This window comes from Amphibacillus xylanus NBRC 15112, assembly GCF_000307165.1.
Classification (GTDB): Bacteria; Bacillota; Bacilli; order Bacillales; family Amphibacillaceae; genus Amphibacillus; species Amphibacillus xylanus.
The window spans coordinates 1951003-1964680 of the sequence record NC_018704.1; the positions used below are offsets into that span (position 1 = coordinate 1951003).

13 protein-coding genes and 1 pseudogene are annotated in these 13678 nt (G+C 36.4%); 1 reads left to right on the forward strand and 13 read right to left on the reverse strand.

The window, feature by feature from the left end; genetic code table 11:
- Positions 1-6: 6 nt before the first annotated feature.
- The 7 genes from AXY_RS09540 to AXY_RS12325 all read right to left on the reverse strand — a co-directional run bounded on the left by AXY_RS09540 (position 7) and on the right by AXY_RS12325 (position 8864).
- The gene (locus AXY_RS09540) at positions 7-2652 is read right to left on the reverse strand and encodes a cation-translocating P-type ATPase (protein ID WP_015010597.1); all 2646 of its coding nucleotides are present in this window, start codon (positions 2650-2652) and stop codon (positions 7-9) included.
- Between the two features lie 307 nt (positions 2653-2959).
- A complete protein-coding gene (locus tag AXY_RS12415) occupies positions 2960-3136 on the reverse strand; it encodes a YjfB family protein (RefSeq protein WP_015010598.1) in 177 nt (58 codons plus the stop codon).
- A 53-nt stretch (positions 3137-3189) separates the two neighbouring features.
- Positions 3190-4017 carry a flagellin N-terminal helical domain-containing protein gene (locus AXY_RS09545; protein ID WP_015010599.1) on the reverse strand — a complete coding sequence of 276 codons (828 nt, stop codon included), beginning with the start codon at positions 4015-4017 and terminating at the stop codon, positions 3190-3192.
- A 124-nt stretch (positions 4018-4141) separates the two neighbouring features.
- Positions 4142-4354, reverse strand: a complete 213-nt coding sequence (locus tag AXY_RS12915) for a hypothetical protein (RefSeq protein ID WP_015010600.1) — start codon at positions 4352-4354, stop codon at positions 4142-4144.
- 90 nt (positions 4355-4444) lie between these two features.
- Positions 4445-6436, reverse strand: a complete 1992-nt coding sequence (locus tag AXY_RS12320; RefSeq protein ID WP_015010601.1) for a VWA domain-containing protein — start codon at positions 6434-6436, stop codon at positions 4445-4447.
- 561 nt (positions 6437-6997) lie between these two features.
- The gene (locus AXY_RS09555; protein ID WP_015010602.1) at positions 6998-8017 is read right to left on the reverse strand and encodes a tetratricopeptide repeat protein; all 1020 of its coding nucleotides are present in this window, start codon (positions 8015-8017) and stop codon (positions 6998-7000) included.
- A gap of 127 nt (positions 8018-8144) precedes the next feature.
- Positions 8145-8864, reverse strand: coding sequence for an HNH endonuclease (locus tag AXY_RS12325; RefSeq protein ID WP_015010603.1), 720 nt, complete (start codon positions 8862-8864; stop codon positions 8145-8147).
- 38 nt (positions 8865-8902) lie between these two features.
- On the opposite strand from AXY_RS12325, the pseudogene AXY_RS09565 reads away from it, so the two are divergent.
- Positions 8903-9331 (forward strand): annotated as a pseudogene (locus tag AXY_RS09565) (DNA cytosine methyltransferase); the annotation flags it as partial.
- Positions 9332-9489: 158 nt separating this feature from the next.
- On the opposite strand, the gene AXY_RS09570 reads toward AXY_RS09565, so the two are convergent.
- From AXY_RS09570 to AXY_RS09595, 6 genes are all read right to left on the reverse strand, one after another.
- Positions 9490-10365, reverse strand: a complete 876-nt coding sequence (locus AXY_RS09570) for a hypothetical protein (RefSeq protein ID WP_015010605.1) — start codon at positions 10363-10365, stop codon at positions 9490-9492.
- Between the two features lie 255 nt (positions 10366-10620).
- On the reverse strand, positions 10621-10962 hold the full coding sequence (locus tag AXY_RS09575) for a hypothetical protein (protein ID WP_015010606.1): 342 nt from the start codon (positions 10960-10962) through the stop codon (positions 10621-10623).
- A 122-nt stretch (positions 10963-11084) separates the two neighbouring features.
- Entirely contained in the window at positions 11085-12179 is a 1095-nt protein-coding gene (locus tag AXY_RS09580) for a flagellin N-terminal helical domain-containing protein (protein ID WP_015010607.1), read from the reverse strand.
- Between the two features lie 146 nt (positions 12180-12325).
- On the reverse strand, positions 12326-12544 hold the full coding sequence (gene csrA, locus AXY_RS09585) for a carbon storage regulator CsrA (protein ID WP_015010608.1): 219 nt from the start codon (positions 12542-12544) through the stop codon (positions 12326-12328).
- Between the two features lie 2 nt (positions 12545-12546).
- The gene (gene fliW, locus AXY_RS09590; RefSeq protein ID WP_015010609.1) at positions 12547-12990 is read right to left on the reverse strand and encodes a flagellar assembly protein FliW; all 444 of its coding nucleotides are present in this window, start codon (positions 12988-12990) and stop codon (positions 12547-12549) included.
- Between the two features lie 13 nt (positions 12991-13003).
- Positions 13004-13594 carry a DUF6470 family protein gene (locus AXY_RS09595; protein ID WP_015010610.1) on the reverse strand — a complete coding sequence of 197 codons (591 nt, stop codon included), beginning with the start codon at positions 13592-13594 and terminating at the stop codon, positions 13004-13006.
- Positions 13595-13678 lie beyond the last annotated feature (84 nt).

Consider the following 13678-nt stretch of genomic DNA (forward strand, 5'->3'; position numbering starts at 1 on the left):
TAACTATTATCGCTTAATTATTTTAATAAAAATCGCTTTACTGATCTCCATTAATAATACTGCACCAACTGCTAGACCTGAGGCAATTCCCCACTCAGCTAAACCGAATTCTGCAGGAATAGCAAAAATCTCACGCAATCCTGGTAGAACAGTTAAGCCGTAAAGTCCAAGACAGAAGATGACTGCAGCAAGTACGTACTTATTCGTCATAATCCCAACACCGAAAATCGTCTGCTGATTAGAACGAGCTGCAAATGTTTGTAATGTTCTTGATAAAATCAGAGTCGTAAATGCCATGGCAACACCCATCTCAACACTTGTTTCTAAACCAACTAAATGTGAAATGATTACGGCAATTCCGATAAATGATCCTCTAGTTATAACTGATCTTAACGTATCACCTGCAAAAATTCCTTCATCAATCGAACGTGGTTTACGATTCATTACATCTGGCTCTGACTTCTCCATTCCGAGAGCAATCGCCGGTAATGAGTCGTTTACCAAGTTAATGAATAAAAGCTGCAATGCGGTAAATGGATTCGGTAACCCTAATGCAACCGCAAATAAAATCGCAATAATCGCACCTAAGTTCCCACTAAATAAATACGCAATCGCCTTTTTAATGTTGTCAAATACTGTACGACCAACTTCAACTGCCTTCACAATTGAAACAAAATTATCATCAGTTAAAATCATCGCAGAAGCATCTTTACTTACATCCGTACCGCTTCCCATCGCAATCCCAATGTCCGCTTGCTTCAGTGCTGGCGCATCATTAACCCCATCACCTGTCATCGCAGAAATTTGATTCTTCGCCTGCCATGCCTTAACGATTCGAATTTTATTTTCAGGTGATACACGCGCATAAACTGAAATTGATTCTAGCTTCTCGTTAAGTTCAGCTTCACTCATCGCATCAAGCTCTTGACCTGTAACTGCGATATCCCCTTCATCCATTAAACCAATGTCACGGCCAATTGCTTCAGCTGTCGTCTTATGATCACCCGTAATCATAACAGTCTTAATGCCTGCAGCACGCGTCTCTTCAATCGCACTGTATACAGCCTCACGAGGCGGATCGATCATCGCTAATAATCCAACGAGTACAAGATCATGCTCATCATCAAAGCTTAACTGCTGTTTTTCGCTTGGGAATTTTTTATAACCAAAAGCTAAAACACGTAAAGCTTTCTTAGAAAATGCTTCGTTCTGCTCAATTAATTGATCACGCCAAGTCTGATCAAGCGGTAATTCCTTACCATTTACTAAAATCGACTTAGCTCGGCTGAACATTACATCAGGTCCACCCTTAGTTAACATCATTCTCTCGCCATCTAAATCGTGCAATGTTGACATTAACTTCCGATCAGAATCAAACGGAATTTCATTAAGTCGCACATATGTGTCACGAACTGACTGATATGGCTGACCATTTTTATTTGAAAAATTGATTAATGCAACTTCAGTCGGATCACCAACCTCAGCTCCACTTGCATCAATATAACTATCATTACAAAGTACAGCAATCTTAACTAATAAGCTTTCTGAATTTGACCACGTTGACGGATCATGATCAATATTTTGCTTGTCCTGTCCAGGCACAAAATAGTCAACAACGGTCATTTTGTTTTGTGTTAATGTCCCTGTTTTATCTGTACAGATTACACTTGTCGAGCCTAAAGTTTCTACAGCAGGTAACTTCCTAATAATCGCATGTTGCTTCGCCATCTTGTTTGTACCAACTGATAATACAATCGTCACAATCGACTGCAATGCTTCAGGAATCGCCGCAACGGCTACCGCTACTGCAAACATTAACGCTTGTAGCAACTCTGTCGTTAAATCGACTGACTCATCACCAAACCAGATTCGAGCAGCTTGAATAGCAAAAATACCAACAGATAAAATTAAAATCCAAATCCCAAGTTTTTTACTAAACGCATCTAATTTCTGTTGTAATGGTGTTAATTTTTGCTCGGCCGTATTGAGTAAATTCGCAATTTTACCGATTTCTGTTTTTGTACCTGTTTCAGTCACAACATAAGTTGCCCGACCATTTGTCACGAGTGCACTACTAAAGACTAAATTCACACGATCGCCTAACGCAACCTCGTCAGTAATCACAGCATCAGTCTTATCAACGACCTCTGACTCACCCGTTAGCATCCCCTCATTCACCTGAAGTGAACCACTCTCAATTACACGTCCATCCGCTGGAATATAATCACCCGCTTCAAGGAAAACAATATCGCCACGAACGAGCTCTCGAGCTGGTATCGTCTGCTTCTCACCATCACGAATGACCTTCGCAGCAGGAGCCGACATCTGTTTTAACGCATCTAGTGAACTCTCAGCCTTCTTCGTCTGGACGACACTAATTACAGCATTCATGATTAAAACAACAACAATAACAATTGTTTCAATATACTCACCTAATAGAAATTGAACGACTGCTGCAACAAGTAAGATAATTACCATTGCGTCTTTAAACGAGTCTAAAAATAACCCGAGGGTCGAACGCTTTTCTTCTTCCTCTAACTCGTTAAAGCCATCACGCTCTTGACGCGCCTTAACTTCTGCACTTGATAAACCTGACTGATCGACATCTAATTGCTTTAATACGTCTTCTTTTTCTAGTTGATAATAATTCATTTTTGCCACATCTCCTCATCTCTATCTTAGTTATGTCCAGCAATCAAAAATCCAATCGTATAATCGGTGATGATCTGAGTCTCTTAACAAAAAAAGACCCTTACCGATAAACTTCTGAACATAACATCAGAAAGTTATTGGTAAAGGTCTTGCTAGTAACGACATAACACGTTACCAATAATGCCGGAGATTATTCTCGTAATGACGACACTATTGCGGGAGCTACTCCCCTTATACTCTGCTATATAGTTTATTCGAACGAACTTAAAAAGTCAACTTTTTTTGTAAAAAATTCACTAGCCAAAAGTTAAATTTTCACGTCAATGTGTGCGCCTAAATGTGGTTGCACAGATTGCTGTAGCATTTGAATCATTTGTTCAGACTGTATTTCCGCTTGATCCATCGTCTGCTTCATCACACTCATTGACGCTTGCTGCTTTAATTGTGTTTGATTCATTAAGATCGATAGCTTGGCAATATCCATTTGCGATCACCTCTACAAATAGTTTAACATACTCATCCTAAATGCAACAATTCTTAGTCCTGATTAACTTTTAATAATTGCAGCACACTGTATTGTTGTTGCATCGCTTGTGCGACCATCATTTGAGCTGCTTGTGCTAAAATATTATGTTTTGTAAACTCCATCATCTCTTTCGCAATATCAGCATCTCGAATTCTTGATTCTGCTTCAGTTAAATTAATCGACATCGTTGAAAGATTGTTAATCGTATGACCTAGTCGATTTTGTGTCGCCCCAAGTCGTGAGCGCTCACGTGAAACTTGATTAATCGCATCATCTAATATATCAATAGCTTGATCTGCACCTTCTTCTGTCGTCAGATCAATCTGATCTACACCTAATGCTTCAGCTCGCATATCATTAATTGAAATTTCAAGATGTTGTCCAGCATTTGCTCCAATTTGGATCCGTTGATTTTGATAGCTGCCATCTAACAATGGTTTTTGGTTAAATTCAGTATCACGGCCAATGCGACTTAACTCATCACGCAATTGATTAATTTCATCCTGCATCGCCTGCACTTCATCATCGGAATACGTCCCATTCCCAGCCTTCACAGCCAACTCTCGCATCCGCTGTAAAATTGCATGACTTTCATGTAGCGCACCTTCAGCCGTCTGTAACAATGAAATGCCGTCTTGAGCATTTCGCATCGCCATATTCAGACCACGAATCTGCGCCCGCATTTTCTCTGAAATCGCTAAGCCTGCCGCATCATCAGCCGCACCATTAATCCTTAAGCCTGAAGATAATCGCATAATTGACCGCTGTGTCATCGAATAATGGAAGTTCATCTGTCTAATTGCAAACATCGCCCCGATATTAGCCCCTAATCGCAACATGCGCACCTCCTTTTTATTGTATTTCCGTCCAAACACTGCTCTATACACTATATATCGGCTTTTGTACCAGATATATAAAGTAAGAAATTAATAAGAGGCTGGTTGTATCCCAGCCTCTTGATCATTACATCCTTAACATTAAAAGTAGAAGTGCTATATATGGTATTAAATGAATGGGTAATGAGATTAGAAATGCTTTAAAATTATTTCTCTTACCACGCCAAGCATATAAAAGGTAGAGTCCACCTATATTTGCAACGGGGAAAAAGAACATCATCAGATACGCCCATACCTTGACTGGTTCAAACGGAGTTGGTGATGGAGCACCTGATCCCATATATGCACCGAGCAAAAGGAAACAAGCTACCACAAAGTGAATTGGAAAAAAACTAAATGTTTTTTCAGCATACCTTACACTCCTTTACCTCTAATCAAGTTTTGGAAAATGATCATAAAACTGAACTAATGAATGTGCGTTACCATCTCGTTTTTTCGGATAAGCTGGAACAACTTGACCAAGCTTATCGGCAACATGTATGTCAACTGCTAGTTGTAAAAAGTCTCCATCAATTGAGTAATTATAGACTTTATGATCAAACTTTTGACTTGCTAAATCCCAGATTGGAACAGCAGACGTTATCATGCCTAGTCCTTTCTTATGAAAATATGTTGGGCGGAAAAATGGTGCCGCATTAAATGTAACTGTTTTTTTCAAATAGCTACCATCAGCTAAGGCTGCTTTAACGACTGCACGATTACTAGACAACGGTAAATAAGACTTGTGTAAATGATGATCTAACATACGATATGACACAATTTGTGCTAAAAATCCACCTAGTGAGTGACCAGTAACATAAGCATTCGCCTTCGGATATGATGAGACGATCTCAGATGCAAATGAAGTTGCTAAAGAACCTTGAAAATTATTACCAGATACATAAATATCGATATCGGCTATTACGTCATAAATGGTTTCAGGTGTCAGACCGAATGCCGTACCACGGTAGCCAATGATAATATCATGGCCTTTCTTCACCGCAACACCACCAAATCCACCTGAAGTAAACCCACCGTCATTCGCTTTAATAATCGTCCAATCGGCAATTTCATCTTTTAACTCATCAAAATGATTATGATTACCGATACTTGAGGCATCGCCAATTTTCTTAAATACATGACTTTCTAAATTGACATAGGCAAGATTACTAATATGCGTTAGCGTACGGTCAGAGACATTATAAACCATTCGATTTTCTTTTATTTCTTCTGAATCAATGATGCCATCTTTATCTGTATCTTTTAATGTTGGGTCAGAGTAGCTAATATAGTAGCCACCATTATAATCGACAAATTCAAGCGTGACTTCCTCACCATCTAATAGACCGTCTCCATCTGTATCTGCAATCGTAAAGTCAGTGAAGACAGTCGTCCCATTACCTAAACGCATGCCATTCTTTTCAAGTTGATCAGGAACGCCATCACAATCACGATCTGATGGACAACCAATAATATCTTCTGCTGATTCATCAAAAATTCCTTCAAGACTATCTGCTTCATCAGCATGATAATACTTTCCACCCGTACTACTTGCGATTCGCTCTAATAAGTGTTGATCAACACCACTTCCTAGACCAATCGTAAAAATTTTGATCTGATGCTCATTCGCATAATCAAGCGCCAAATCATCCCAGCTTCCTTGTCCATCCGTTAAAAACACGACAAATTTTGAATGATCTACTGAACCGTTATCGACTAACTCCTCTAAAGCCATCACGATACCGCTAAAAAGATTTGTGCCACCACTTTGATCAACTAAATCAATTGCTGCTTTAACCGCTACTTTATCAGTGATTAATCCACTATGAAGCGTAGCATAACTATCAAAATCAATCACTGCAGCACGGTCACCTTCTTTTAATTTATCAGTAAATGCTTTGGAAGCTTTCTTTCTTAAATCATTGGGATCATTACTAGACATACTACTTGATGAGTCAATCGCAAAAGCAACATCAGTATTGCCCTTTTCAGCTTCAGTCGCTTCATCAAATGGACGGATCTCATTTTCCCAAACAGCATCCCAAATCACGCCATTTAATAATAAATAGACACTAAAATGTTCTACTGTTGCTGTGACTGAGTGACTTTCTGGGTCATGCGTTTGATTTTCTAAACGCTCTAACCGTTGTTCAGCTTCATTGTAATAAAAAATTTCTGGTCTAAACTCATCAGTCACAACCGATTCATCATAAACAAAGGTCATCTCTGCTTCGTCAAAATCAATCTCCGTATTAAAATCAAATGGCGCACCTAAATAACCAGGAATATCTTCAGATAAGAACCAATTAGTACCTGACATATTCGTAATCGTTGTTGATGTGACATCAGCAGCGCGTGAATCAATCGTCACTTGTGGATTCACATAAGGATCACGTTCAATTTCATCCGTCTTAGATGTATAAGAAACGATCTCATCACCGTCTAAAACGCCATTACCGTCAGTATCTGGTTCAAGCGGATCAAAGCCAAGTGATTCTTCATTGGCGTCTAAAGACGATGTCGACTATTTAATTGACAAAGTCGGTGAACACGATCGAGAAATATATAAAATAAAAAATACTCTTGAAAACCAAACGTCAAACGAATAGAGGATGATCTATTCGTTATTTTTTTATATCGGACAATTTTTGATTTGAAAAGCTGTAAAAAGTCCGTAGTCGGGCGACTTCGGACTTTTTGCCTTAAAAAATCTGCGAAGATATCCCTAGTCGGGACAACTACGGACTATTTTTGACTTAAAAAGTGAGAATATGTCCGTAGTCAACTTCGGACATTTTTTAGTTTTTTATATAGAAATTTGTCCGATATAGAGTAATCGCTTTTTAACCTCTAGCTAATATACTGTAACACTTTCCATCAAAATCTAAAGAATCATACTTGTATTGTATTGATCTTAAAATTCCCTATCAACACTTGATAACTCTTATTTCCTTCTTTTCTTATGTCTCTTCTTTTTACCTTTTTGATTGATCGAAATAGTCAACCTTCTCTGCCTCTTAGGGATTCTATTGCGTAATGAGCCCATATACATTTCAGCAAGTGGATAGAAAGATTCCAATTCATCTGGAAATAACTCAAAATCCAGTTCAACAATTTTTCGATCATTGCCTAAATTAAGACCTGCTTGTTCCATTGATTCAATACTTGGCAAGAAAGGAATCTCCTGATTAGAGCGGAGATGAATTAAAAACAAGTCATTTAATCCATCAGCCAAAAAGTGACGAAAATCTACGGCATTCATTTTTTGGTACTTATTCGCACTTAACAACATATATTTATAATGTTCAGCCGCCAACTCCAGTTCACCAATTTGATGAAAAAAGCTCCCTAACGTATAACGAGCCTCTGTCTGATATCGATCAATTGATAAAGCATGCTCAAGTACACACGCTGTAAGTTCAGGACGATTTCCTGTAAAATAGAGATTAGCCAGCCTTGTCCAAAGATAAGCATTATTCGGTTCCTCATTCAACAAATTCAAAAGATGTTCCTCAGCATCAGAACAGTAAAGATGCCAACTTCCATCAAATAGCCGATACTCCCCAAGCTCACACCTATTATCCTCAATTGGAGAGTCATGCATCACCATCCCAGCTAGTATAGCTATATTAAATTCAACAGGCATTTCCCAATTCCCAGCATCATTACAATGCTTACAACGAAAATAGCCTGTTGTTTGAGCGATTTTATCTGAGTCAGCCTTTTTGGGCTTCTGATCAACATTAACTAAGATCAATCCAACATTATATTTCCCTTTACGCTCACAACTTTTGCACTTAACCATGAAAAAATTATCTGGATATCTACTTTCAATCTTGTCCTTATTTCGATTAATCAATTTTGCATACGTTCCAGGTAATTTAGAAACAGTCGGACTTTCAGGTAACTCATCAATTGGTTTCTTCGTGATTGTTTGAATCAATCGTGGATTAATTTGTGCCAAAATATTTGCCTTCTTTCTATCTTTAAAATTATAAATGGATTGATTGTGACTGCTATACTAAAAGAGACAGCTATTGCTCGATAAAATAAGCACTTATTGGTCTACATATTTTAATAGCAATAGCTCTCTAACTAACAAAAATTATATCATTATGATACTCTAGATTTTTCATTACCTGCTCATTTAATTTCAAGTCATAGTTCGCGTTACGCCTTATGTTCAAACGCTCTTCATTTTTCTTTCCAACAAATTGAGAAACTTTAATTCTAGAATTAGCATCAAACGTGATCAATCCGATGTCAAATAATTTATCAAATGTTGGCGTTAACAAAAAGCCATTATCAACGCTAATTCTTTCCTGATTATCGCTCACTGCCCAAGGCTTTATGTGACTAGCTATTAAGAGTTTTTTATTGTCTACTTTCGTTATTATACACCTTGAATACTTTTTCAATAATTCATTCTTAAATACACCTTGTCCAATTCTTGCATTAATAATTGCTTTCCTTGTCGTTTCTGATATGGAGTAATCTTGCTCCGTTTCATACAAAAGATTCTGCTCAAAATTATTTGTCGTTTCACGTGAAGAAAGATAATAATATTTGAATTGTTTCAATGAATTACTATACATCTTATTTCCTCGTTTATCTTTTGCTAAAAAATCAGGATTCAATAAAATTAACGTAATGGCCATCTCAAGTTCTAATGCTTCCATTTCCATAAGCGGTTTCTTAATCACACCAATTTGTATCATTTCTTTTGAAATTGTATTTACAGCTCTACTATATTTATCAATAGAACTGTCTGCTAATGCGGTATTAGTGTGTAGCCATTCCGAAAATTCCATTTGTGGTTATCCCCCTATCTCAACGCCATTATAGACCAAATATTTCAATCAAACAAGAAGAACGTTATTATTATACTAAAGATAAACAAGACTTCTACCCATTACTGGAAGAAGCAATTACAAGCCAAGAAACAATCTATCAATGGCGTAGAAAATACGTTAGAGCAAACAAAAGTAATGTCGTTCCCACACTTACAGCAAACATGGGAACTGGTGGCCATAACGTTCCACTGATCTTGTCCGATACTGGCATCAGAAAACTAACACCAAGAGAATGCTTTAACGTGCAAGGCTTTCCAAAAGATTATAAGCTACCTGACCTTGCAGTCTCACATCTCTACAAACAAGCAGGTAATTCTGTAGTCGTTCCAGTTATTAAAAGGATTGCAGAACAAATTCTATTAGCACTTGAAGAAACTAAGACGGATTACAATGAGCAGTTAGAGTTAGTTGTAATGGAGCGATAGAAATTAAATATCTGGATTAAATATTGGTCATCGTGAGAAGCAATGATTGGTTTGGCTACCTCACGATGACTATTCTTTTTCTTAGCTATCACAAAAAATACTTTAGACAACCGCATTCACTAATTAGTTAATATAATTATAGGTAAACTTTGTCAAAATCATTTATCTTTCCAATCTTGAATTTGCTTCATAAGTCGATCTTGTTCCATACAAAAACTTTCTTTTATAATAATTTCTTCGGGTAGTGGCGGGAGTTGGTTTATCATGCTTATCAATAGGCTTAAAACTTCTTTAGAAAATTTATTGATCTCATCATAGCTACCAATCATTTTATCTCCAAATAAATGTACATTATTTCGGTAATTCCTAATTACCTCTAATTCGGCTTGATTAAAGTGCTTAAAAATGACTTTATTAGCTACATAAAAATCGATTAATTCAGATAACATTATCTTATTAATTGATGGTATTTCTTTCTTTTTCTTGATAAAATCCTTTATACTCTTTATCAGGCTCTTTCTATTTTTCCCTGTCAATCCTTCAATTTTTAAGTTCTGATTATTTTTTACAATTTTCTTTAAATCATCATTAAATAATTTTATTGCTTCCTCAACCTGTTTAATAGAGTTGTTGTTCCAGCTACCCCAGAAACTATTCAGGTAATCTTCATGATAAACAGCTAAAAACATTTGAAGTGAACTTTCTAATAAAGATCCCAAATTAGTCCAATATTGAATTAGAACGCCCCGTTTAGCAGCAATCTCATCCTGTGTAAACTTATTCTCAAGTTTATGATTGCTGTTAATGAGTTTTTCAATAGGTGACGAAAACGTTAAAGCAATTCCTCTATAATTTAGGAGAGTATTTTCCGTCAAATAATTTTTATCTTCCATTGTTTTTGATAGTAATTCCACATAACTTACTAAATATATGCTATAATCCTCAATGTTTTTTAATGTTTCATCTGTTTTCATTTGATAGAATTTTTCATTGTATTCATTATTTGCAATCTCAAAGTTTTTCTTTTCTCCCATTGAATCATTTCTCCCTTATTGTAAGTTTATTTTGTAAAACAAAAAAACACACTTGTAATTAGTGTGTCGGTAGATAAAAACATAAGCTTTCTTCATAAAACTAAATTATTACGATTTTAAAATCCCGGCTTCCCCACCTTTTTAGATTATTTATTTAAAATTTTTATACGTGACCATGCCTCCCTAAACACAATTTCTACTTCACTATATATTATAAAGATAACGTTCTAAAATACACAGTCTGCTAAAATTAGTTTAATTTTCTTTTTTAATGATCGTTATTACTCTATTCAAATTCGGCAACAAATTAAATTGCGTAATCTCTAAAACTTTCAAATCTTTTTCTTGTTCAAGTTCTTTTGCGATTAGTAAAACAGCGTTGTCTAGTTTTCTTTTTTCGTTCGTTAGTTGCTGATCGTTTAATTGTTTGAATACTGGGTCTAGTTTAGTTAGTCCTTCAACGATTGATGTAAACATATTTACTGCATGATCGAGTTGTTTTTCTCTGATTAGTTTTTGAAAGTGTTCGGTTGCTTCGATCATAGTCTTAATAATATTGATTAGTTGTTGGGATTCTTGTTTGTCTATATTTTTCATACGTCACCTCTAATTTTGTTTTTCTATGTAATATTATAGCTTATTTAACCATTACTTTGTTTTTTTGTAAAAAAAGACTCCAACCAAATTTGGCTAGAGTCTTATTTAAATTAATTATACAATTATTGTAGTAATTGTAGGACACCTTGAGGTGTTTGGTTAGCTTGTGCTAGCATTGATTGTGCAGCTTGAGTAAGGATGTTATTCTTAGTGAATTCCATCATTTCTTTCGCCATATCTACGTCACGGATACGTGATTCAGCAGCTGTTAGGTTTTCTTGTGAAGCACCTAAGTTGTTGATTGTGTGCTCAAGACGGTTTTGGATCGCACCTAATTTAGCGCGCTGAGTTGAAACAACGTTTGTAGCATCTTGAATTGTTTTAATTGCTGCATCTGCATCTTCCTGGCTACTGATAGATAATCCTGGGAATTCAACATTCCCTGCTGATAATTCATCACCATTTGCATCAACAAGTACTACAGCGTCAGCCTTAGCTTCAATTCCATCTTTAGCATCATTGACTTTTACACCTTCTACAGCAACATAAGTACTATTTCCATCTACTTCAACTTGAATAGCGAAAACTTCGTCTCCATCCATTAAAGCTTGAATTCCAGCTAATCCATCGCCACTACCATCAACAAAACCAAGGTCTTTTGCTACATCAGCATCTAATGTTTCTGCTGTTAAAGTAACAGTTTTTGTAATACCAATACTAGATGCATCCATAGCATCAATTGATACAGTCATGTTTTGGCCTTGATTTGCACCAATATGGAATACCTTCCCAGTGAATTTTCCACCCAGTAAGTTTTGTGTGTTAAATTCTGTTCTTCCCGCAATATCATTAATTTCTTCAATTAATGCGTTTAACTCTTCTTGCATTGCATCGCGATCAACTACGTTCATGTTTGTATCGTTTGAAGCTTGAACTGCTAATTCATTCATTCTTTGTAAAATCGCATGTGTTTCAGTTAATGCACCTTCTGCTGTTTGGATTAATGAAATGCCGTCAAGTGCGTTCTTTTGTGCCATTTCAAGACCGCGGATTTGACCACGCATTTTTTCAGAGATTGCAAGACCTGCAGCGTCATCTCCTGCGCGGTTAATACGTAAACCTGAAGATAGTTTTTCTAATGATTTTTGTACGTTGTTTGTGTTACCTGTTAGTTGGCGGTGTGTATTTAACGCCGCAATGTTGTGGTTAATTCTCATTTCTTTTTCCTCCTTGAATTGTTTATTATAATGCCACATCCTTGTGGCAAGCATCAGGATAAAAGCGGCCGTCTTTCATCCTGTTATTGCTTTCAATAAGTATATCGGACTATCATTTAAAATGTTTAATCTTTTTTATAAAAAAATTATTTTTTATTTAATAGATCTAATATATTAAGTTGATTGTTCAATGCCTGTTTATTTTGTTCTTGAATTTCTAAGTAAATCTCTTTTCTATGCACATCTATTTCTTTAGGTGCGGTGATGCCGAGTTTAATTTGATCGCCTTCAATTGCGACAATTTTGACTTCTATGTTTTCTCCAATTTGGATCGCTTCGTTTAATCGACGGGTTAGGACGAGCATGATTAATTCCCCCGCTTCTGTTTAGCTGTAATCGGTGTTTGGATCGCATGTCGTTTGTTGTTCGTGATGTATTGCTTAGCAAGCTTCTTCTTATAATTAATAATCAGTGGTGCTTGCAAGTTAATCGTGCTGTCTGCAAAATTTTCTTTTAATGTGACGATACTTAATAATGTGACGTCTTGTTCTGATTCAATTTCTAGTAATTCCTGTGTTGCATCGTCAATTTTCAGCTCATAGTCTTGATAGAGCTGATGTGGTGGGATGACAACAAAGGCGATATTGGCATCAGTAATTGACTGCAATACGAGAAATGATGGGTTATCAGGAATATCGAGTAAAATAAATTTCTTTTCATCAGGGAAACCTAAAATACCGTTTGGAAAGGTAATTATATCTGCTTCGTAAATGGTAACTTCACCAAAATATTTCGTTTGTATTTTCATCATTCAGACCCTTCTTTTAAATTAACATTTCAAAGCCGAAGCTTCGATAGTATAGATTGTCAAAATCAATAACTAAATCTTGTTCCTGTTTAATCCCTGTTGTAACACGTCCTGGTGTATATGTCATGATCGGTTTATTGGTTGTATGGCGAATTATCGGTTGATTTGGTTCGATACGAATATCAACTTCTGCTGGTTGATAATCTGTTTTTACTGAAAAAACAGATGGAATAAATTTAATGTTAACCATTTTCGGATCTTTATGTGCGTTACGCGTCGCTTGGGCAATGAGTGGATTACCACCATTTTCAATTTTCATTAATTCATCGCCTTCTCGTCTGCGTTTTGCGATTGCTTCCATAAAGTTTTGGTAGCCTTCACGTGCCCAATCATTACGTGATACTAGTGGGCTCTTTAACCCCATATCGTACCATGCTTTTGATTGATCAATCGTCAATTTACCTGGTCTAGTCCGGATTGAAAAATCAGCAGATGGTTGCTGAATTTCCTGGGTTGCTTTAGGCTGCTTGATCTCTTGATGTGCGTTTTGTGTATGGATTGAGATTTGGGCAAGCTGTGATTGCATGCGGACCTGTGGTAAACGCAAAGGAATCACTTCCTCTCATTTCTAACTTGATTAAATAACTAAAGAGCTAAAGATAGCATTAACTTGCTCTTTAGCTCACGACTT